Here is a 21,268-nt window from a genome sequence, read left to right as displayed (position 1 = left end):
TGCGCAGTGAAACGCCGCGGTCCTTTTTTTATAAATCCTAAATAATAGGATTTGAATTCCAATAAATGATTTACGTAGGATTCCACACGATGCTATGCTGGTCAACAATTACGCAGCTTACCTAGGGATTGCTCTAGGAATAGCTGGCATAAAGCGCGGTCGTGCCAGGCAGGATGCCATGGGGCAGGCCGGCGCTTTATAATTTTTCTCGCATCCTAAATATTGAATTCATATAACGAGAGGTCGGACATGACACCTAGCTCGGCATTGGCCGGCGTTACCGTGCTTGAGATCTGCAACGTCGCGGCGGGCCCGTTCTGCGGCATGCTGCTGGCGGACATGGGCGCCGACGTGATCAAGCTGGAAAACCCCGAGGGCGGCGACACGCTGCGCAGCTGGCCGCCGCTCAGCCAGGGCTACAGCGAGAACTTCGCCTCGCTGAACCGCAACAAGCGGTCGGTGACGCTGAACCTGAAGAACCCCGCCGACCTGGCGCTGGCGCGTGAATTGGCGCTCAGCGTGGACGTGCTGATCGAAAACAACCGGCCGGGCGTGATGGACCGCCTGGGGCTGGGTTACGCCGCGCTGCGCGAGGCCAATCCCAAGCTGGTTTATTGCTCGATCTCGGCATACGGGCAATCCGGACCGCGCGCGCAGGAAGGCGGCTTTGACCTGACCATCCAGGCGATGAGCGGGTTGATGAGCGTCACCGGCGAGGCCGGCGGCGAACCGGTCAAGTGCGGCGTGCCGGTGGCGGATTTCTCGGCGGGGCTGTATGGCGCCTTTGCCATTGCCGCCGCCTTGCGCGCCGCCCAGGCCAGCGGCCAGGGCACGCATATCGACGTGCCGATGCTGGGCGCCACGCTGGGCATCGCGGCCCTGCAGACATCCGAGTTCTTCGGCAGCGGGCGCGATCCGGTCAAGCTGGGCTCGGCGCACCCGCGCAACGCGCCGTACCAGGCGTTTCGCTGCAAGGCCGGCTACTTCGGCATGGCGGCGGGCAACAACGCCTTGTGGAAGGGCGTCTGCGTGACCGTGGGCCGCGAAGACCTGCTGGCCGACCCGCGCTTTACCGACACCAGCGCGCGCGCCCGTAACCAGGAAGCCCTGCGCGACATCCTGGAAGCCATCTTCGCGGCCGACGATGCCGCGACCTGGCTGACGCGGTTCCGCGCGGCCGGGGTGCCTTGCGCGCCCATCAATACCTATTCCGAAGTGCTGTCCGATCCGCAGGTGGAACACATGGGTTGGGTGCAGCCGGTCGAGCTGCCCAATGGCGTGCGCACGCGCACGTTTGGCCTGCCAGTGCGCTTTGACGGCCAGACCACTGCATTGCGCCGTCCGCCGCCCGCGCTGGGCGAGCACAACGACGAAGTGCTGGGCGCGCTGCGCCTGAAGGGCGTGACGGTATGAGCGCGGCGTTGCGTATCGAGACGCGCGGCGCGGTGCACGCGCTGACGCTGGCCCGTCCGGAAAAAATGAATGCGTTGTCGGCGGAACTGGTCGAAGCGCTGATCGCCGCGGTGGACGGCGCGGCGGCGCAAGGCGCGCAGGTGATCGTGCTGCAAGGCGAAGGCCGCAATTTCAGCGCGGGCTTTGATTTCGGTGATTGGGAAGCCCAAAGCGAAGGCGATCTGCTGTTGCGCTTCGTGCGCATCGAGACCTTGCTGCAGCGTGTCGCGGCATCGCCCTGCCTGACGGTGGGCCTGGCGCATGGGCGCAACTTCGGCGCGGGCGTGGATCTGTTCGGGGCCTGCAAATGGCGCATCAGCGCGCCGGACGCGAGCTTTCGCATGCCGGGCCTGAAGTTCGGGCTGGTGCTGGGTACGCGCCGCTTTGGCGCGCTGGTGGGCGCCGAACGCGCCCGCGTCATCCTGAAGCAGGCCAGTCCGTTCAGCGCCGACCAGGCCCTGCATGATGGCTTCGCCAGCCGCCTGGCGCCGCCGGACGCCTGGCCGGAAATTGAGCGCGAGGCCCAGGACACGGCGGCCGCGTTGGCCGCGTCCAGCCGCGTGCAGCTCTACGCGGCGCTGTCGGCGGAGCAACCGGATACCGATCTGGCGCGGCTAGTGCGGTCGGCGGCCGAACCTGGCCTGAAGGCGCGGGTGGCGGCCTATCTGCAGTCACGTTAGAACACGCACGCCGCCCCAGGCGCAACGATAAAAGCAAGCAAGGAGACAGCATGGGTTCGGGATTCAATCAGAAAGACAAGCAGCGTTCGCTGGCCGAGCTGGCGGCGCTGGTGCCGGACGGGGCGTCGATCGCCCTGGGCGGCAGCTTCCTGCATCGCGGGCCGTTCGCGTTCGTGCGCGAACTGATCCGGCAGGGACGGCGCGACCTGGAACTGGTCAAGCAATCGCCTGGCTACGACGTGGACATCCTGTGCCGGGCCGGCGCGCTCAAACGCGTGCGGGCCGGCATCGTGGCGATGGAAGGCAACTTCGGCCTGGCGCCCTGGTATCGCAAAGCGGTGGAGCAGCGCGAGGTGGAACTGGAAGAACATGCCTGCGCCAGCCTGACGGCGGGCCTGCGGGCCGCGGCTTTCGGCGTGCCGTTCCAGCCCTGCGGCGGCCTGCACGGCAGCGACCTGCCGCGGCTGAACGGCTGGCAATGCCTGGACGACCCCTACGGCAGCGGCGAAAAGACCTGGGTGGTGCCGGCGGTGAGGCCGGAATTCGCGGTGATCCAGGCGTCCGAAGTCGATGCGCTGGGCAATGTGCGGGTAGCGGGCACGGCCCACTGGGACCGCATCATGTCGCGCGCGGCGGGCAGCGTGCTGGTGGTGGCGGAAAAGCGGGTGGACAGCGCGGTGTTCGAGGCGCAGCCCGAGGCCACACTGGTGCCGTACTTCATGGTGCAGGCGTTCACGGTGCTGCCGCGTTCTGCCTGGCCCGGGTCGTGCTGGCCGGATTACGCCATCGACTATCCGGCGGTCGAGGCATACATGGACAAGAACGGCGACCTGGCGGCCCACCTGGCCGCGGCGCCCGAAGCGGGAGCGGCGCATGGCTGAGCAATGGTCGGGTTTTTCGTATCTGGTCACCAATCTGGCGCGCTTCATCCGCCCCGACGAGATTACCTTCAGCGGCGTCAATTCCACGATGCCGATGCTGGCCTGCCTGCTGGCCAAGCGCGCCTATGACTGGGACTTCGTCTACATCAACGTCGCGGGGGGCGTGAACCCGCGGCCTTCGCACATTCCCCTGTCCAGCTCGGATCCGGTGCTGGCCGAACACACCGCGTCCATCTTCGCCAACGAAGACTTCTACGACCTGTGCACGCGCGGCCGCATGGATCTGACGTTTCTGGGAGCGGCGCAGATCGACGGCGCCGGCTGCGCCAACAATTCCTGCATCGGCGACTGGCATGCGCCCAAGGTGCGGTTGCCGGGCGGGGGCGGCGGCGCGGTGATGCTGCCCACCGCCAGGCGCGCTTGCACCTGGCGCACCGAGCATTCGCGCCGCGCCTTCGTCGAGAAGCTGGACTTCATGACGTCCTGGGGCGGGTTCCATGGCGTGGTGACGCCGATCGCGGTGTTCATCAAGCGCGACGGCCGCCTGGCGCTGCAGTCCTGGCATCCGGAGTCCAGTCTGGCGGAAGTGCGCGAGCGCACGGGGTTTGCGTTCGATGCGGCCGGCGCCGAACCGACCGCGTTGCCGACCGAGGCCGAGGCGCGCGCGTTGCGCGAGCTGGATGCCGACGGCCAGTTTGAACGCGATGCGGCGGTGACGCTGCGCTAGCGGCCGGGCGCTGGCCGATGAGCCAGCGCCGGACGCATACGGGAAGAGACGCTGATGCTGAGGGATTCCGACACCGCCGTGACGGCGGCCGGCGCGCGCCTGTGGGCGCAGCCCGAGTGGGCGGCGCGTGCCGCGATCGTGACCACTGAAGAGACCATGACCTACGCCGACCTGTATCGGCAGGTGAGCCGCGCCGCCGGCGCCTTGCTGGCCGCGGGCGTGCAGCGGGGTGACTACGTCGCCGTGGCGATGGAGCGCTCGCCGGCCCAACTGGTGGCGATCCTGGGGGCGATGGCGGCGGGCGCCTGCCCCTGCCCGCTGGAGCCGCGCCTGGCGCATGAGGAAACCGCGCGCCGCGTGGCCGCGGTGGGCCTGGGATGGATGCTGTTCGATGACGCCCACGCGGCCACGGCGCAGGCCAGCGGCCTGGCCGATGCCCGCCTGTTGCCGGCGGCCGGCCTGGCGCGCGGCGAGGCGGCGTGGCCGGCGGTGGCGCCCGATCCGCGCGATCCGGGCTTGCTGCTGTTCACGTCGGGCAGCACCGGCCATCCCAAGGGCGTGCTGCTCAGTCATGGCGGCCTGATGAACAATGCGCGCGGCGTGCTGGCGCACACGGGCCTGACGCCGGCCGACCGGCTGCTGCACGTGATGCCGCTGCACCATACCAACGCCTTGAACAACCAGGTGTTCGCGCCCTTGCTGGCCGGCGCCTGCGTGGCGCTGGCCGGACGGTTTCGCGCCGAGGACATGCCGGGCCTGTTGCAGGCCTGGCGGCCCACCATCATCACCGGCGTGCCCACGATGTATGCGCGCATGCTGGACCTGCCGTTCGATGCGAGCAGCCTGGCCGGGCTGCGCTTCGCGCGTTGCGGATCGGCGCCGATCACCGAGGCGCTGCACCAGCGCATCGAGGCCTTTCTGGGATGTCCGCTGATCGTGTCGTACGGCTTGTCCGAAGCGACCTGCACGTCGACCATGAATCCGCCCGCGGCGCGGCGCATCGGATCGGTCGGCACGGTGCTGGCGGGCCAGCGCGTGACGCTGCGCCTGCCGGACGGCCGCGAGGCGCCGGCCGGCGGCGAGGGCGAGATCTGCATCGAAGGCGCCAGCCTGATGCTGGGATACCTGGGCGTGGCGCAGGAACCGGCCCAGGCCGCGCCAGCCAGGCTGGCGACGGGCGACCTGGGGCGTTTCGATGCCGACGGCTACCTGAGCATCACGGGCCGCATCAAGGACGTGATCATCCGCGGCGGCGAGAATATTTCGCCTGCGCTGATCGAAGGCGTGGTGACGGCGATGGCGGGCGTGGCCGCGTGCTGCGTGGTCGGCGCGCCGGACGATGACCTGGGCGAAGTGCCGGTGGCGTTCGTGCAGCGCGCGGCCCAGGACATGGCGCTGGCCGCCGCCGCACCGCAAGCGCCGGCCATCCGCACCGAAGTGCTGGCGCGGCTGGGCCGGATCTACGTGCCGAAGGCGGTGTGGTGGGTGGATAGCCTGCCCGAGAACGCGGTGGGCAAGGTCGACCGCAAGGCGCTGGCGCGGCGCGCGGCGTCCATGGACCCGGGTATCGTTTAGCCGCGGCCGCGCAAGCGGGCCAGCTCGGCCGACAGCTCGGCCACCAGGGCCTGGGCCCGGGCCAGCGGGTCGTGATGGGGGGCGGCGATGGGGGTTTGAGCCGCCCCGGCGTGGGCCGCCCCATCTTCCCGCAGCCGGGGCTGCACGCTTTCATGGGCCACGCTGACGTCCACGTCGAACACGAGCTTCTCGGCCCGGTGCCAGGTGGTGAACCATTCCAGCGGATGGCCGTGCTGGTCCATGCCCTGGCCTTCCAGCATCAGCAAGGGCGTGCCGGCCTGGGTGTCCAGCAGCGCGGCCAGCGAGGCGTCGGCCGCGACGGCGCGGATCTGGTTGCGGCCGGCGCCGGGGCGCAGGCCGAATCGTTGGGTCAAGACGCCGTGCAGCGAGGCGTCGGCCAAGTCCTGGGCGCGCAGGCCGGGCACCGCGGCGGCGGGCAGCCAGGTCCGCACATACGCCAGGGGCGCATCGGCGACGTGGCGCAGGCGCTCCAGCAGCAACAGCTGGGACGTGCCGAAGAAGTCGGCCACGGCTTTGGGCGGATCGCCCGCGCCAAAGGCCAATACACGCGTCTTGAGCGCGACGCCGGATTGCGCGAACTGTTCGTACAGGCCGGTGGACCGCTGCACCAGGCGCCGGTGTTCCTGCGGCGCGGCTACCACCGCCGGACGGCCCGCTTCGCGCTGGATCAGGCCTTCGGCGGCCAGCGCCGACAAGGCCTGCCGCACCACGCTGCGCGCCACGCCGAAGCGTTCGCACAGCGCGGCCTCGCTGGGCAGCAAGGCGCCGGCGTCCAGCTTGCGGGTGCGGATGTCACCGCGCAGCAGCGCGGCCATCTGGGCATGCAGCGGCACCTCGCCCGAGCGGTCGAGGGCGGGCAAATCGTCAGCGTTGGCGGGCGCCATGGAATCAACCTCCTGTTTGAGCCCGCGCAGTTTCCCATACATGCGTCCAGCCGGGGGCCAGATGCGCGGCGCGCTCGGCGGCCAGGATCAGACTGTCTTCGCGGGCGATGCCCTGGCCGGCGATATCGAACGCGGTGCCGTGGTCGACGGACACGCGCACGACCGGCAGGCCGACGGTGATGTTAACGCCGTCGTCGCCGTACACGGCCTTGAAGGGCGCGTGGCCCTGGTCGTGGTAACAGGCGATCACGAACTGCCATTTTCCGCGCACGGCCTGCGGGAACAGCGCATCGGCCGGGATCGGGCCGGCGGCCAGGATGCCGGCGGCGTTGGCTTCGGCCACGGCCGGCGCCAGGATGTCGGCGTCCTCGCTGCCGAAGATGCCGTTTTCGCCGGCGTGCGGGTTCAGGCCGGACACCGCCACGGGCTGGTCGCCGCGGCCCAGCGCCTTGGCGAACGAGCCGGCCAGGCGCAACACCGCGCGCATGCGGGCAGGCGTCAGGTCGTCGATGGCCTGGCGCAGCGACACGTGGGTGGTGGCGTGGAAGATATAGAGGTCGCCGGCCGACAGCACCAGCGAGAAGGTCTTGACGCCGAATTCATGGGCCAGCAGCTCGGTATGGCCGGGCCACTTGTGGCCGGCGGCGTGCATGGCCGCCTTGTTCAGCGGGGCGGTGACGATGCCGTCGACCTCGCCGGCGCGCGCCAGGGCGCAGGCGGTGGTGACAAAGCGCACCGAGCCGTCGCCGGCCGCGGCGCTGATCTCGCCCAGTTTCACGCCGGCCAGCGACGGGCCAGCCTGCAGCACCTCGATCGTGCCGGGCGTGTTGGTGGCGTCCGCGGGGCGTTCCACGCGGCGCACGATGGCGGGATCGCCGCCCAGGTCGCGCACGGCGTTGGTCATCACGTCCACGTCGCCGACCACCACCAGGCGCGCCTTCTGGCGCAGCGCGTCGTGGCCCATCAGCATCTTGGCCGTGATCTCCGGCCCGATGCCCGCCACGTCGCCCAGGGTGACGGCCAGCAACGGCAGCTTGGGGGGAGGGGTTTGTGTCATCGCTTGAATCTCCTGTCGCGGATCGCGCACACGGCGCGAACCAGTACGTCTTCGGCGCCAAAGCCGCCGGCCTTGGTCACCACGGGCAGGCCTGCGGCCGTGCCTCCGGTCAGCGTGCCCAAAGGCACGCCGCCCATCACTTCATCCACCAGGGCGATGCCGCTGGCGCCCAGCGCCATCAGCACCTGGCGCGCGCCGTCGCCGCCGGTGGCCACCACGCCCGCGGCGCGCGAGGCGCCGATGGCCTGCGCGGCCAGTGTGCCCAGCCGCTCGGCCACGGTTTCGGAATCGAGTCCGTCGCGCTGGCCTTCGGGGGCCAGCAGCAGCAATGTGCCGGCTTCGCGCGCGCCGTCCTTGGCATGGGCGTCCAGCAGCGGCTGGCTCCAGGCCTGCCAGGCAGCGTCGTCGGCCAGTTGCGCCAGGCCGGGTGCCCAGGTGCGGGCGCCGGCGGCCTGCAGCGCGGTGGCCTGGGCGCGCGCGGCGCTGTGCTGCGAGGTCACCACCACCACGACCGCCGCGGTTTGGTCGGCGCCGGCCCAGACCCGGGCCAGCGGCACGGCCAGGCCGCCCGCGCCGACGGGCAGCGCACGGTCGCCCAGCACCGCGATGGCGCGGGCCAGGCGTTCCAGGTCGGCGTCATCGCGCGCGTCCACCACTACGGTGTGGCCGGCCTGGGCGATGCGGGCGGCCAGGGCCTCGGGCGTTTCGCCGTCCAGGGCCGCGACGTGGGCGCAGCCCAGCAGCGTCGGCACGTGGCTCTCGGTCACGGGGGTGACCGGGTCGGTGGCCGCCGAGGTCTCGGTGACCGGTTTGCCGTTCACCTTCAGCACGCCGTCTTCCAGCGTGCGGCCCGTGGCGGGAAACGCCGGGCAGATGACCGCGATGGCGTCGCTGCGCCAGGCGCTGCGCGCGGCGTCGATCTCGGCCTTGAAGGCGCCGCGCAGGGTGGAGTCCACTTTCTTGTACAGCCGGGTCACGCCGGCGGCGCGCAGCCGTTCGACGTTGTGGCGGATGACGTCGCCCGCCTCGCGCGCCGGCAGGGCGCGGCTATGCGTGGTCACGGCCAGCACTTCAACGGTATCCGAGGCCGGCGCAGCCAGCGCCGCGTCGGCGCCATCGATGGACAGGTGCGTGTTCCAGCCGGCGCGCACGAATTGCACGGCGGTATCGCCCGAACCGGTCAGGTCGTCGGCGACGATCGCGATCACGGGTTTCACAAGGCCTCTCCGCGCGCTTCGCGCAAGCCGCCGGCAGGTATCTCGCCGCTGGCGTCCACCGGCTTGAGTTCACCGGCGCGCTTCAGGAAGTACGACGCCAGGATCGGCGCCAGGATGGAGCTGATCAGTACGCAGGCGGCGACCTGCGCGGTGGCGGTCGACACGTACTGCTGGAAGTTGGGGTCCGCCGCCGCGACCACGGCGGGCGTGGCGATGGCGTTGCCGGCGGTGGTGCCGGCCGCGAAACCCAGGCCGCTCTTGCCGCCGCGGCGCAGGATGACGCGGTAGCCCAGGTAGACCAGGCCGCCGGTGATGGGGCTGATGATCAGGCCCAGGATCAGGCCGCTGATGCCGCCGCTGACCACGGCGCCCAGGTTGATGCCGGTGCCCAGCGCGAAGGCGAAGAACGGGATCACGATGTTGGGCACGGGCTTGAGCACGTCGCGCCACTTCGGATCCAGGTTGCCCACCACCACGCCCAGCAGGAACGGCACCAGCGCCGCCACCAGGGCGATCAGCGGGATGTCGGCCAAGCCCGAGGCGCCCAGGAACAGCAGGCTGAAGAAGGGGCCGTCATTGACCGCGCTGGCGACATAGGCGCCGCGGTCGCGGGCATCGCCGTACTGGCCGGTATAGGCCAGCCACAGGCCGCCGTTGCTGTTGTCGAACGCGGCCAGCATCGCCAGGATGGAAACGCCCAGCACGCCGTCCAGGCCGACGTAGCTGCCCAGGATGATGATGAGGGTGGCCGGGACCAGGGTCTTCATCAGCAGGATGGTGCCGGCGGTGGCCAGGATCGGGCCGCCGGTGCGGGTGTTGACCTGGGTGCCGGTGGCGAAGATCAACAGGGCGATCAGGGGCAGGGCGCTGTTCTTGAACAGCGCGGTGGTGAAGCCGCCGATGGCCAGCGCGTCGGGCGCGAAGGTGCCGATCAGCGAGCCCAGGATCAGCGGCACCAGCATCAGGCCGCCGGGGATTTTCTGCATCGTGCCAAAGAAAGGCGAGCGGGTGGTTTCGGTCGTCACAATCGGAGTCTCCAGGAGGAATGTTCTGGGGCGCAGACGTTCATGCGTGCGTCTGTCGGGGTTGAAAGCCGCTAGTGTACACCTGTACGTACAGATGGTACGTACAGGGTTGACCCTGATTGGGCCGCCCCGGAAAATCCCCTGCCGGCGTCAATCCAGCCCAACGAACCCTCCTGTCTGATGGCTCCAGAGCCGCGCATACAGCCCGCCCTGCGCCACCAGTCCGGCATGGGTGCCGGACTCCACGATCTTGCCGCGGTCCAGCACCACCAGCCGGTCCATCCGGGCGATGGTGGACAGGCGGTGCGCGATCGCGATCACGGTCTTGCCCTGCATCAGCGTTTCCAGGCTTTCCTGGATGGCTGCCTCGACCTCGGAATCCAGCGCCGATGTGGCTTCGTCCAGAATCAGGATGGGCGCGTCCTTGAGCAGCACGCGGGCGATGGCGATGCGCTGACGCTGGCCCCCGGACAGCTTGACGCCGCGCTCGCCGACGTGGGCGTCCAGCCCGCGGCGGCCGTCGCCGTCGACCAGCGCGCCGATGAATTCGTCGGCGCGGGCGCGGCGGATGGCATCCTGCAGTTGCTCATCGGTCGCGTCCGGCCGGCCGTACAGCAGGTTGTCGCGGATCGACCGGTGCAGCAGCGAGGTGTCCTGCGTGACCACGCCGATCTGCGAGCGCAGGCTGGCCTGGGTGACGTGGGCGATGTCCTGCCCGTCGATCAGGATGCGGCCGCCTTCCAGGTCGTACAGGCGCAGCAGCACGTTGACCAGGGTGGATTTGCCGGCGCCGGAAGGCCCGATCAGGCCGATCTTTTCGCCCGCCCGCACGGTCAGGTTCAGGTGCGAGATGATCTCGCGGCCGCTGCCGTAATGGAACGACATGTCGTCAAAGCGCACCTCGCCCTGCGTGATGCGCAGGGGTTGGGCATCGGGCGCGTCCAGCACCTGGCGTGGCTGCGAGATGGTGGCCAGGCCGTCCTGCACCATGCCGACGTTTTCGGAGATGCCGTTGACCTCCCACATGATCCAGGCGGACATGTTGTTGATGCGGATAACCAGGCCCATCGCCAGCGTGATGGCGCCCAGGCTGATGCTGCCGATGCTCCAGAGCCACAGCGCCAGGCCGGCGGTGCTGACGATCAGTACGCCGTTCAGCGTGTTGATGGACACGTCCATGGCCGTGATGACGCGGGTCGACAGGCGCTGCTTTTCCGTCTGCTCGGTCATGGCCTGGCGTGCGTAGTCTTCTTCCTGGCGGGTGTGGGCAAACAGCTTGAGCGTGGAGATATTGGTGTAGCCGTCGACGATGCGGCCCATCAGCTTGGAGCGCGCTTCCGACGCGATCACCGCGCGCGCCTGCATGCGCGGCACGAAGTAGGCCAGCATCCAGCAATAGATGGCGATCCACAGCACCAGCGGGATCACCAGTCGCCAGTCGGCCTCGGCGAACAGATACAGCGCGCTGGCCGCGTAGAGGATGACGTGCCACAGCGCGTCCACCGACTGCACCGCGGAATCGCGCAGCGAATAGCCTGTCTGCAGCACGCGGTTGGCGACCCGGCCGGCGAAGTCGTTGTGAAAGAACGCCAGCCCCTGGTTCAGGACGTAGCGGTGGTTTTGCCAGCGCACCAGAGTCGTCAGGCTGGGCGAGATGGTCTGGTGCGAGAGCAGGTCGTGCAGGGCGATGGACAGCGGGCGCAGCACCACCACCACGAAGGCCATCCAGGCCAGGGTATAGGCGTGCTCGCGGAAGAAGTCCGCCGGGGCCGTGCGCTGGGCCATGTCGACCAGGTCGGCCAGGAAGCTGAACAGCGCCACTTCCACCAGGGCGCCGCCCAACCCCACCAGCAGCAGCACGGCGAAGATCGGCCAGACCTGCAGCAGGTAGTAGGCATAGAACCGCAGCACCCGCCCCGGCGGAGTGACGTCGGGGGCGTCGCGGAAGGGGTCGACCAGGCTTTCGAAGTAGCGGAAAACGGGATTCGGTTTGTCGCTGGACATGGCAGGTCCGTAAGAGAAGGCCGGCCAAGCGTATCAGGGACACCCCTGAAAAATAAAGGGCCCGCGCGCCGTCAGGCGTATTGCGCGCGCCGCGTTCCGCCTTCGCGGCGGCTGGCTTTTTCCGACACGATGTTGTCTTCGGCCATGCGCCGGCCGCGCTGTTCGATGCGGGCCAGCAGGTTGCGCAGCAGCGCGACTTCGCCCGGGTCCAGGTCCTGCACCAAGAGGTCGTTCAGGCGCAGCACCTCGGGCAGGAGGGCGCGGTAGCGCGACAGGCCGCGTTCGGTGGCCTCGATGCGGACCACGCGCCGGTCGGCGCTGTCCGGCAGGCGCCGCAGCCAGCCTTTTTCGCACAGCGCGCCCAGGGTGCGCGAGGTGCGCGCCAGGTCCAGCTTGGCGGCGGCGGCCAGCTCGGCCGACGTCATGATGCCGCCTTCCACCGCACAGGCCAGCAGGCGCCATTCGCGCCGGGTGATGCCGAAGCGGCCCTCGCACAGGCGCACGAAGACGGGGTTGGACTGCGACCAGGCCTGGTAGAGCCGGTACATCAGCATCTCGGCCAGCGGGTGTTCGACAGGTTCTTTTGGGGTCATATCGTTATGCCAAGTACTGGATTAGATCAAGCCATCTCGGCGGCGCTACAGTCATTTCGCCTATCCTGGCCTAGTGTGAACAGGCCCCAGGCCCAGCATATAGAACCATAACCGACAGCGGGGCCGCTGTCGCCAAGGAGATTACCGTGCGTAAATGGATATCCGGCGCCGCTTTCGCGGCGCTTGCGGCGGCTTCGGCCGTTCCGGCCTGTGCCCAGACAGCGCCGCTCGACGGCGCTTTGACCATCGTGGTGGGCTACCCGCCCGGCGGCAGCTCCGACCGCGTGGCCCGGCTGGTGGCCGACCGGCTGAAGGACCGGCTGGGCGTGACGGTGGTGGTCGAAAACAAGACAGGGGCCGGGGGGCGCATCGCGGCGCAGGGGCTGCATGCCCTTGCCGCCCGCCAGAACGTGCTGATGCTGGCCAACCCCGCCGTGATGGTGGTGGCGCCGCTGGTCTATGCCGAACCGGGTTACGACGCCCAGCGCGATTTCAAGCCGGTGTCGCTGGTCAGCCGCTACAAGTTCGCCCTGGCGGTGCCGGCCACCTCGCCGATCCGCGACGTGGCGGCGCTGCGCCAATGGCTGCAGGCCAATCCGCGCCAGTTCACCGTGGGCGTGCCGGCCACCGGCAGCCTGCCTCACTTCTTCGCGCTGATGCTGGGCCGCGAACTCGGGCAGGAACCCGAGGTGGTCGGCTACCGCGGGTCGGCGCCGCTGATTTCCGAACTGATCGGCGGCATCCTGCCGCAGGCGGTCGACACTCTGGATACGCTGCTGCCGCAGCACCGCGCGGGCAAGATCCGCATCCTGGCGACCTCGGGCGAGGCGCGCGATCCGGAATTGACCGACGTGCCCACCTTTCGCGAGGCGGGAGTGAACCTGGCGGCCGACGGCTGGAACGCGTTCTTCGCCGCGTCATCGATGGCCCCGGCCAAGGCCGAGCGGCTGGGCGCGGACATCGCGGCGCTGATGCGCGAACCCGCCATGCAGCAGGCGGTGCGCGAGTCGTACCTGGAGCCGGTATCGTCCGACGTGGCCGCCACCACGGCCGAGCTCGATGCCTACCGCAAGCAATGGGAGCCGGTGGTGCGGGCTTCCGGCTTCACGGCCACGCAATAAAGGCGGATGTCGATGAGCACGGTACAGAATGTGTTGTTCATCATGGCCGACCAGCTGCGGGCGGACCACCTGAGCTGCTACGGCCATCCCTATCTGCAGACGCCCAGCCTGGACGCCCTGGCGGCGCGCGGCGTGCGCTTTGACCGCGCGTTCGTCAATTCCGGCGTGTGCGGGCCGTCGCGCATGAGCTACTACACGGGCCGCTATCCGTCGCGCCACGGCGCCACCTGGAACCGGGTGCCGCTGTCGGTCAACGAGATCACGCTGGGCGAATACCTGGCGGGGCAGGGCCGCGACCTGGTGCTGGCGGGCAAGACCCACGTCATCCCCGACCGGGCCGGCATGGAGCGCCTGTCGATCGACGGCGGCTCCGAGTTGGGCGCGCTGCTGTCGCGCGGGGGCTTCATCGAGGCGGACCGCTACGACGGCCACCATGAACCCGGCAAGGAAAGCGGCTACCCGGCCTTTCTGCGCAGCCAGGGCTACGATAGCCCGGACCCCTGGACCGACTATGTCATTGCCGGCGTCGATGCGCACGGCCGCGTGGCCAGCGGCTGGAACATGCGCAACGTGCACCTGCCGGCGCGCGTGGCCGAGCCGCATTCCGAAACTGCCTACATGACCGACCAGGCGCTGGATTTCATGAAAGGACGCGGCAGCCAGCCCTGGGTGCTGCACCTGAGCTACGTGAAACCGCACTGGCCTTACATGGCGCCGGCTCCCTACCACGCGCGTTACACGGCGGACCAGTGCCTGCCGGTGCGGCGCAACCGCGAAGAGCTTGCAGGCGCCCATCCGGTGGTGGCGGCCTATCGCCAGCACGAGGAAAGCGTCAGCTTTTCCTCGGACGAATGCGTGCGGGTGGTGCGCCCGGCCTACCAGGGCCTGATCCGCCAGCTGGACGATCACCTGGGCCGGCTGTTCGACTATATGGAAGGCGCCGGCCTGATGCGCAATACGCTGATCGTGTTCACGGCGGACCACGGCGACTTCCTGGGCGATCACTGGCTGGGCGAAAAAGAGCTGTTCTACGACACCGTGCAGCGCGTGCCGTTCATCGTCATGGACCCGACGGCCGCCGCCGACGCCACCCGCGGCCAGGCGCTGGCCGACATGGTGGAAAGCGTCGATCTGGTGCCCACGGTGCTGCGCGCGTTGGGCGTGGAACGGCCGTGGCACCGGCTGGAAGGGCGCGAACTGCAGACGGTGCTGCACGGCCGGGCCGCCGACGATCCGTGGCGCGATTGCGTGTTCTCGGAGCTGGACTACAGCTTTCGCCAGGCCCGGCTGCTGCGCGGCAAGACGCCGCAGAATGCGCGCGCCTGGTCGGTGCGCACCGACCGCTGGCGATATGTGTATTGGCTGGACGAACCCGAACAGCTCTATGACCTGCAGGCGGACCCCGACGAATTCCAGGACTTGGGCGCCAGCGCCGCGCATGCGGCGGTACGCGCCGAATTGCGCCAGCGTCTGCTGGAATGGATGCTGCGCGGCAAGCGCCGCATCACCATGGGCGACGATGCCGTGGAACGCGCCACCAATGCGCACAAGCGCGCGGGGGTGTTTTTCGGGCAGTGGTGAAGAGAGACGCGTCGCCAGGCTGCGCCCGCGACGCGTCCCGGCCGGCTCAGGCGCCGGCCGTGTCCTTCTGCGGCGCGGCCGCCGGCTTGAGCTCGCGCCGCAGGATCTTGCCCACGTTGGTGCGCGGCAGTTCGTCGCGGAACTCGACGTAGCGCGGCACCTTGTAGCCGGTGAGCTGCGTGCGGCAATGCGCGATCAGGGTTTCGGCGTCCAGGTTGGGATCCTTGCGGATCACGTACAGCTTGACCGCTTCGCCGGAGCGTTCGTCCGGCACGCCGATGGCGGCGACCTCGCGCACGCCGGGGTGCAGCGCGGCGGCGTCCTCGACCTCGTTGGGATAGACGTTGAAGCCGGACACCAGGATCATGTCTTTCTTGCGGTCGATCAGGAAGACGTAGCCGGCCTCGTCGACATAGCCGATGTCGCCCGTGCGCAGAAAGCCGTCGGGGGTCATCACCAGCGCGGTTTCGTCGGGGCGGTTCCAATAGCCCTGGGTGACCTGCGGCCCCCGCACGCAGATTTCGCCCGCCTCGCCCACGCCCTGTTCCTGGCCCTCGTCGTTGCGGATGGAGATCTCGGTGGACGACACCGGCAGGCCGATGGAGCCGGTGAAGGTCTGCACGTCCAGCGGATTGATGGTCACGGCGGGCGACGTCTCGGTCAGGCCGTAGGCTTGCGCCAGCGACTTGCCGGTAACGGCCAGCCAGCGGTCCGCCACGGCACGCTGCACCGCCATGCCGCCGCCCAGCGTCATGCGCCAGTGCGAGAAATCCAGCTTCGCGAAATCCGGGTGGTTCAGCAAGGCGTTAAAGAGCGTGTTCACGCCGGTGAAGGCACTGACGGGCACCCTGGACATCTCCTTGATCAGGCCGGGGATGTCGCGCGGATTGATGATGAGCAGGTTGCTGGCGCCGATCTTCATGAAGGTCAGGCAGTTCGCCGTGAGCGCGAAGATATGGTAGAGCGGCAGCGCGGTGACGATGCACTCCTGGCCTTCCCTCACCCAGGGGCGGATCCAGGTGTGCGCCTGGGTGACGTTGGCGGCCAGGTTGCCGTGGGTCAGCATGGCGGCCTTGGCCACGCCGGTGGTGCCGCCTGTGTATTGCAGGCAGGCCAGATCGCGTTGCGTCAACGGCACTTCGCTGAACGGCGCAACGCGTCCCGCGCGCAGGGCGCGCCCCAGGCGCTGCGCTCCGGGGATCGACCAGGCCGGCACCATGCGTTTTACACGGCGCACCATGAAGTCGACCAGCCGGCCCTTGACGGGCCCCAGCAGTTCGCCGATGGAGGTGACCAGCACGCATTCGACGGCGCTCTTGGGCAGGGCCTTTTGCACGGTGGCCGCGAAGTTGTCGGCCACCACAATGGCGCGGGCGCCGGAGTCGGCCAGCTGGTGTTCCAGTTCGTGGGCGGTGTACAGCGGGTTGCAGTTGACCACGACGCAGCCGGCGCGCAGCGCGCCGAACAGGCAGATCGGATATTGCAGCAAGTTGGGCATCATCAGCGCGACGCGGTCGCCGCGGCCCAGGCCGTTGGCGTGCAGCCAGGCGGCGAAGTCGCGGGTCAACTGGTCCAGTTCGCGGTAGGTCAGCGATTTGCCCATGCTGAGGTACGCCGTCTTGTCGGCATACTGCCGGCAGCTGTCCCGCGCGATAGAGACCAGCGTGGCGGCCGGATCCAGCTCGATCTGCGCCGGCACGCCTGGGGGGTAGCTCTTTTGCCAGATTGGTTCCATCTTTACGGGGTTCCCAGTAGGGCTTTTTTCAGGGAAGACTGCGCCGGGTTGTCGCCCAGCCAGACCCGCAGCAGGGCGCGGGCAAAGGCCGGGTCGTCGATGCGGCCGCGCTGCTTGCCGTTGTCGGTGACGGTGACGCCGCGAGCGTCGAAGTCCAGGTCGATCACATCGCCTTCGCGGGCCGAGCCGATCTCGGCCATCAGGGCGGACAGGCGGTCGGCGTGCGCCTGCAGGGCGGCGCGTTCCGCTTTATGGGTATTGTCGCGCAAGCCGTCCTGCAGCGCGGCGTCCAGGCTCTTGCTGTCGACATCGCGCAAGAGCTGCAGCCGCATGCGGCGCGGCTCGTTGCTGTTGATCAAGGCCGCGGCGTCCTGGCTCCGGGCGCTGGCGTACAGCGCCGCGACGTAGACCTTGACCACGAACTTGGTGCGCAGGCCGGCGCCGTTCAGCACCAGCGTGTGGCCGCCTTCGGACAATTGCTCCGGCACGCGCACGCCGGCCACTTCCATGTCGGCGGCCAGCGCCGGGGCGCCTGCCAGGCAGGCGGCCAGGATAAGGCTCAGGGCGGCGGTTCGCCCTCCAGAGATGCAACGCATGTGTCTCCTCCAGTCGTTTTCTGCTTGTAGTACTTCTTGTCGGCGATGTAGATCGTGCGTTCCACGACGGCGTAGACGACGCCGTCCTTGTCCTTCAATTCCACGGTGTAGGTCCGGGTGGTCTCATGGTCCTGCGCAAGAATCCTGCGTATTTCCGCGATTTCTCCCGGCGGCAGCCGGAAGTCCACATACAGCGTGGTGTAGGCGGGCTTGCGGTAGCGGATGGACGCCGCCTTGTCCCACACGATGTGGTCCGCGCCCAGCGCGGACATCAGCATGGTGGGGTGGGCGCCGTCGGTCACCGCGAACAGCGAGCCGCCGTACATGGATCCCACAATGTTGCGCGTGCGCCGCAGCAGCGGCAGCTTGATGCGGATGTGCTGAAAATCCTGCGACACGTGCAACACCCGGCCGCCGGTGGCGCGAAATGCCGGATGCAGGTTGAATCCCACCCGCATCAGGCGTGCGCGCCAGGCCGGCGACAGGCGTTTGAACCAATAGGGCTTCACCGCGTCACAGGGCCTCGAACAGACCGGCCGCGCCCATGCCGGTGCCGATGCACATGGTCACCAAGCCGTACTTGCCGCCCGTGCGGCGCAGGCCGTGGGTCAGGGTGGCGGTACGGATCGCGCCGGTGGCGCCCAGCGGATGGCCCAGCGCGATGGCGCCGCCCAGCGGGTTGATCTTGGCGGGATCGAGCTTCAGTTCCCGGATCACCGCCAGCGACTGGGCGGCGAAGGCCTCGTTCAGTTCGATCCAGTCCAGGTCTTCCTGGCGGATGCCGGCGCGGGTCAGCACCTTCGGAATGGCGGCCATGGGGCCGATGCCCATGATTTCCGGCGGCACGCCGGCGACGGAAAAAGCCACGAAGCGCGCCAGCGGGCTGAGGTTGAACTCGCGCAGCACGCGTTCGGACACCAGCACCACGGCGGCGGCGCCGTCGGACATCTGCGAGCTGTTGCCGGCGGTGACGCTGCCGCGCGCGGCGAACACCGGCTTCAGGCGCGCCAGCCCTTCGGCGGAACTGTCCGGGCGCGGACCTTCGTCTACCTCGACCAGGCGACGGGTTTCGCGCAGGTTGCCGTCGGAGCCGCCCGGCAGGCGCGTTACCACTTCGAACGGCGTGGTCTCGGCGCGGAAGTGGCCGGCGGCGATGGCTGCGTTGGCCTTCTGTTGCGAGGCCAGCGCGAAGGCGTCCTGGTCTTCGCGCGACACCTTCCATTGCTCGGCGACCTTTTCACCGGTCAGGCCCATGCCGAAGGCCATGCCGATGTTCTCGGGGTGCGAGAAGATGGACGGGTTCAGCGATACCTTGTTGCCCATGATCTGCGGCATGGCGCTCATGGACTCGGTGCCCGAGCCGATCATGATGTCGGCTTCGCCGGTGCGGATGCGGGCGGCGGCATCGGCCACCGCCTGCAGGCCCGAGGCGCAGAAGCGGTTGACGGTGACGCCGGCCACGCTTTGCGGCAGGCCGGCCAGCAACAGGCCGATGCGCGCGACGTTCATGCCTTGCTCGGCTTCCGGCATGGCGCAGCCGGTGATGACGTCGTCGATGCGCGCCGGGTCCAGCCAGGGCGTCTGGGCCAGCACGCCCCGCAGGACGGCGGCCAGCATGTCGTCGGGCCGGGTGGTGGCATAGACGCCGTTGCGCTTGCCCACCGGCAGGCGCGTCGCGGCGACGATATAGGCCTCTTGAATCTGCTTGCTCATGTCAGTTCCTCAATTGCGCAGGGGCTTGCCGGTGTCCAGGGTATGGCGGATGCGGGCCTGGGTTTCAGGCGTGCGCAGCAGCGCCACGAATTCCTTGCGTTCGACGGCCAGCAGCCATTCCTCGTCCACCTTGGCGCCGGTCTCGACTTCGCCGCCGCACAGGGCCACGGCCGCGCTGCGCGCCACCCGGTAGTCGTGGGCGCTGATCATGCCGCCTTCGCGCATGTTCACCAGCACCATCTCGAAATTGGCGATGCCGTTGCGGCCCGCCACCGGAATGTTCTGCAGGCGCGGCGGCGGCACGTACCCGGCGGTGGCCGCGGCGCGCGCCTGGCCGATGGCCACGAACAGCAGCTCGCCAGGGTGGAACAGCACGATGTCGTGTTCGCGGGCAAAGCCAGCGTCGACGGCCTCGCGCGCACTCTTGGCGACCTGCGCCATGGCGATGGTCTGGAACACCGGCTGCAAGTAGGGGAAGACTTCCGTGGGCGTGGCCGTCTTGGCCGCCAGCGCCGCGGCGCGGCCAGCGAATTCCTTGCTGCCGCCGCCGGCGGGGATCAGGCCGACGCCGGCTTCGACCAGGCCGATGTAGCTTTCGAGCGCCAGCACGCGGTGCGAGGCGTGCATCAGGAATTCGCAGCCGCCGCCCAGCGCCATGCCTTGCACGGCCGCCACGGTGGGAATCTGCGCGTACTTGAACGCCTGCGAGGTGCGCTGGAATTTCTCGACGGTGGCTTCCAGCATCTCCCATTGGCCCGCCGCGCAGGCCTCCGACACCTGCTGCAGATTGGCGCCCACCGCGAAGGGCGCGTCGTGCCAGATCACCAGGCCGTCGAAGTCGCGTTCGGCGCGGGCCACGGATTGCAGGATGCCTTCGAGCACTTCGGCGCCCAGGGTGTGGTTCTTGGACGTGACCGACAGGATGGCGATGCCGGCATCCACGTCGGGCAGGTTCCACAGGCGCACGCCTTCGTTTTCCCAGACGGTGACGCCACGGTCGTCGGCGCCTTCGCCGAAGACGCGCTCGGGGAACAGCTGGCGCCGGTATACCGGCAGCGTCGAACGCGGGTGCAGGCTGCCGGTGCGGGCGGAGTACGAGCCTTGGGGCGTGTGCACGCCTTTGCGGTCGGGCTCCAGGGCCCAGGCCGGCAGCGGCGCGTCGCTCATGGCGCGGCCAGCTTCGATGTCGTCGGCCACGGCGCGGGCGATGTCCTGCCAGCCCGCGGCCTGCCAGGTTTCAAACGGACCTTGGGCCCAGCCGAAGCCCCAGCGCATGGCCAGGTCCAGATCGCGCGCGTTGTCGGCGACCTGGCCGAGCTGCACGGCGCTGTAGTGGAAGATGTCGCGGAACAGGCTCCAGAGGAACTGGGCCTGCGGATGGCTGCTGGCGCGCAGCGCGGCAAAGCGCTTGGCCGGATCGCGTTCCTTGAGCAGGGCGGCGACCTCGTCGGCCAGCTTGCCGTCGCTGGGCCGGTAGTCTTGCGTTTTCAGGTCCAGCACCTGGATCTCGCGGCCGGCCTTGCGGTAGACGCCGGCGCCGCTTTTCTGGCCCAGCGCGCCCTTGGAGATCAGCGCCGACAGCCAGGCCGGCAGCGTGAAGTAGCGGTGCCAGGGGTCGTCCGGCAGGCCTTTGTCCATGGTGCCGATCACGTGTGCCAGCGTGTCCAGCCCGACCACGTCGGCGGTGCGGTAGGTGGCGCTCTTGGGACGGCCGATCTTGGGGCCGGTCAGGGCGTCGACCTCGTCAAAGCCCAGGCCCAGGCGTTGGGTGTGGTGGACGGCGGCCAGGATCGAGAACACGCCGATCCGGTTGGCCACGAAGTTGGGCGTGTCCAGCGCGCGGATGACGCCCTTGCCCAGGGTGGACGTCAGCCAGGTTTCCAGCTGGTCCAGCACCGGCGGCTGGGTGTGCGAGGTGGCGATGATTTCCACCAGCCGCATGTAGCGGGGCGGATTGAAGAAGTGGATGCCGCAGAAGCGGTCGCGCAGCCCGGCGGGCAGGGCGTTGGCCAGCGCGTCGATCGACAGGCCGGAGGTGTTGGACGCGATGATGGCGCCGGGGGCGACGTGCGAAGCGATGCGCTCGTACAGCGCCGTCTTCCAGTCCATGCGCTCGGCGATCGCCTCGATGATCAGGTCGCAGCCGCGCAGGCGCTCCAGGTGGTCGTCGTAGTTCGCGGGCGTGATCAGGGCCAGGCGGGCGGCGCCGGCCAGCGGCGCGGGCTCGAGTTTCTTCAGGCCGGCCAGCGCTTTCTTGACGATGCCGTTGCGGTCGCCTTCGGGCGCGGCCAGATCGAACAGCGTGACGGGCACACCGGCATTGGCCAGGTGGGCGGCGATCTGCGCGCCCATGACGCCGGCACCCAGCACGGCGACGTGTTTGACGACGAACTTGCTCAAGGAAGT

18 protein-coding genes are annotated in these 21,268 nt (G+C 69.1%); 7 read left to right on the top strand and 11 right to left on the bottom strand.

The genetic code is table 11. From position 1 onward, the window contains the following. Positions 1-249 precede the first annotated feature (249 nt). Genes A9974_RS27150 through A9974_RS27130 form a run of 5 tightly spaced genes read left to right on the top strand, consistent with a single transcriptional unit; the run spans position 250 to position 5,315 of the window. On the top strand, positions 250-1,413 hold the full coding sequence (locus A9974_RS27150; protein WP_183007274.1) for a CaiB/BaiF CoA-transferase family protein: 1,164 nt from the start codon (positions 250-252) through the stop codon (positions 1,411-1,413). Further along, on the top strand, positions 1,410-2,132 hold the full coding sequence (locus A9974_RS27145; protein ID WP_183007273.1) for an enoyl-CoA hydratase/isomerase family protein: 723 nt from the start codon (positions 1,410-1,412) through the stop codon (positions 2,130-2,132). The genes A9974_RS27150 and A9974_RS27145 overlap by 4 nt, the downstream gene beginning before the upstream one ends. A gap of 50 nt (positions 2,133-2,182) precedes the next feature. After that, on the top strand, positions 2,183-3,013 hold the full coding sequence (locus A9974_RS27140; RefSeq protein ID WP_183007272.1) for a CoA transferase subunit A: 831 nt from the start codon (positions 2,183-2,185) through the stop codon (positions 3,011-3,013). Continuing rightward, on the top strand, positions 3,006-3,740 hold the full coding sequence (locus A9974_RS27135) for a CoA-transferase subunit beta (RefSeq protein WP_183007271.1): 735 nt from the start codon (positions 3,006-3,008) through the stop codon (positions 3,738-3,740). The genes A9974_RS27140 and A9974_RS27135 overlap by 8 nt, the downstream gene beginning before the upstream one ends. A gap of 54 nt (positions 3,741-3,794) precedes the next feature. After that, on the top strand, positions 3,795-5,315 hold the full coding sequence (locus tag A9974_RS27130) for a class I adenylate-forming enzyme family protein (RefSeq protein WP_370539689.1): 1,521 nt from the start codon (positions 3,795-3,797) through the stop codon (positions 5,313-5,315). Here A9974_RS27130 and A9974_RS27125 read toward each other — a convergent pair. The 6 genes from A9974_RS27125 to A9974_RS27100 all read right to left on the bottom strand — a co-directional run bounded on the left by A9974_RS27125 (position 5,312) and on the right by A9974_RS27100 (position 12,116). Continuing rightward, entirely contained in the window at positions 5,312-6,220 is a 909-nt protein-coding gene (locus A9974_RS27125; RefSeq protein ID WP_183007270.1) for a GntR family transcriptional regulator, read from the bottom strand. The two genes, A9974_RS27130 and A9974_RS27125, sit on opposite strands and share 4 nt — an antisense overlap. Before the next feature lie 4 nt (positions 6,221-6,224). After that, positions 6,225-7,277 (bottom strand): 4-hydroxythreonine-4-phosphate dehydrogenase PdxA, encoded by a 1,053-nt coding sequence (gene pdxA, locus A9974_RS27120; protein WP_183007269.1) that lies wholly within the window; start codon positions 7,275-7,277, stop codon positions 6,225-6,227. Then, positions 7,274-8,494, bottom strand: coding sequence for a D-threonate kinase (gene dtnK / locus A9974_RS27115; RefSeq protein ID WP_183007268.1), 1,221 nt, complete (start codon positions 8,492-8,494; stop codon positions 7,274-7,276). The genes pdxA and dtnK overlap by 4 nt, the downstream gene beginning before the upstream one ends. Further along, on the bottom strand, positions 8,491-9,519 hold the full coding sequence (locus A9974_RS27110) for a 2-keto-3-deoxygluconate permease (protein ID WP_183007267.1): 1,029 nt from the start codon (positions 9,517-9,519) through the stop codon (positions 8,491-8,493). Before A9974_RS27110 ends, dtnK begins: the two co-directional genes overlap by 4 nt. A gap of 150 nt (positions 9,520-9,669) precedes the next feature. Then, positions 9,670-11,523, bottom strand: a complete 1,854-nt coding sequence (locus tag A9974_RS27105) for an ABC transporter ATP-binding protein (protein ID WP_183007266.1) — start codon at positions 11,521-11,523, stop codon at positions 9,670-9,672. 71 nt (positions 11,524-11,594) lie between these two features. Further along, on the bottom strand, positions 11,595-12,116 hold the full coding sequence (locus A9974_RS27100; RefSeq protein WP_183007265.1) for a MarR family winged helix-turn-helix transcriptional regulator: 522 nt from the start codon (positions 12,114-12,116) through the stop codon (positions 11,595-11,597). A gap of 158 nt (positions 12,117-12,274) precedes the next feature. Here A9974_RS27100 and A9974_RS27095 point away from each other — a divergent pair, with 158 nt between their 5' ends. Together A9974_RS27095 and A9974_RS27090 are read left to right on the top strand one after the other, a co-directional pair. Next, entirely contained in the window at positions 12,275-13,237 is a 963-nt protein-coding gene (locus tag A9974_RS27095) for a Bug family tripartite tricarboxylate transporter substrate binding protein (protein ID WP_370539692.1), read from the top strand. 12 nt (positions 13,238-13,249) lie between these two features. Then, positions 13,250-14,818 (top strand): sulfatase-like hydrolase/transferase, encoded by a 1,569-nt coding sequence (locus tag A9974_RS27090; protein ID WP_183007263.1) that lies wholly within the window; start codon positions 13,250-13,252, stop codon positions 14,816-14,818. A gap of 46 nt (positions 14,819-14,864) precedes the next feature. Here A9974_RS27090 and A9974_RS27085 read toward each other — a convergent pair whose 3' ends face one another. The 5 genes from A9974_RS27085 to A9974_RS27065 are packed head-to-tail and all read right to left on the bottom strand — an operon-like array spanning position 14,865 to position 21,262. Continuing rightward, positions 14,865-16,553, bottom strand: a complete 1,689-nt coding sequence (locus A9974_RS27085) for an AMP-binding protein (protein ID WP_183007262.1) — start codon at positions 16,551-16,553, stop codon at positions 14,865-14,867. A gap of 2 nt (positions 16,554-16,555) precedes the next feature. Further along, positions 16,556-17,149 carry a chalcone isomerase family protein gene (locus A9974_RS27080; RefSeq protein WP_183007261.1) on the bottom strand — a complete coding sequence of 198 codons (594 nt, stop codon included), beginning with the start codon at positions 17,147-17,149 and terminating at the stop codon, positions 16,556-16,558. Beyond that, positions 17,113-17,658: a DUF4442 domain-containing protein gene (locus tag A9974_RS27075; RefSeq protein WP_183007260.1), complete on the bottom strand. Its 546-nt coding sequence runs from the start codon at positions 17,656-17,658 to the stop codon at positions 17,113-17,115. Before A9974_RS27075 ends, A9974_RS27080 begins: the two co-directional genes overlap by 37 nt. Before the next feature lie 4 nt (positions 17,659-17,662). Further along, positions 17,663-18,862 (bottom strand): acetyl-CoA C-acyltransferase, encoded by a 1,200-nt coding sequence (locus tag A9974_RS27070; protein ID WP_183007259.1) that lies wholly within the window; start codon positions 18,860-18,862, stop codon positions 17,663-17,665. A gap of 9 nt (positions 18,863-18,871) precedes the next feature. Then, positions 18,872-21,262 (bottom strand): 3-hydroxyacyl-CoA dehydrogenase/enoyl-CoA hydratase family protein, encoded by a 2,391-nt coding sequence (locus A9974_RS27065; protein WP_183007258.1) that lies wholly within the window; start codon positions 21,260-21,262, stop codon positions 18,872-18,874. Positions 21,263-21,268 lie beyond the last annotated feature (6 nt).

The organism is Achromobacter sp. UMC71 (assembly GCF_014170305.1).
Lineage (GTDB): Bacteria > Pseudomonadota > Gammaproteobacteria > Burkholderiales > Burkholderiaceae_B > Achromobacter.
The sequence above is the reverse complement of the archived record's forward strand: the minus strand, read 5'-3'. Positions and strand labels throughout refer to the sequence as shown.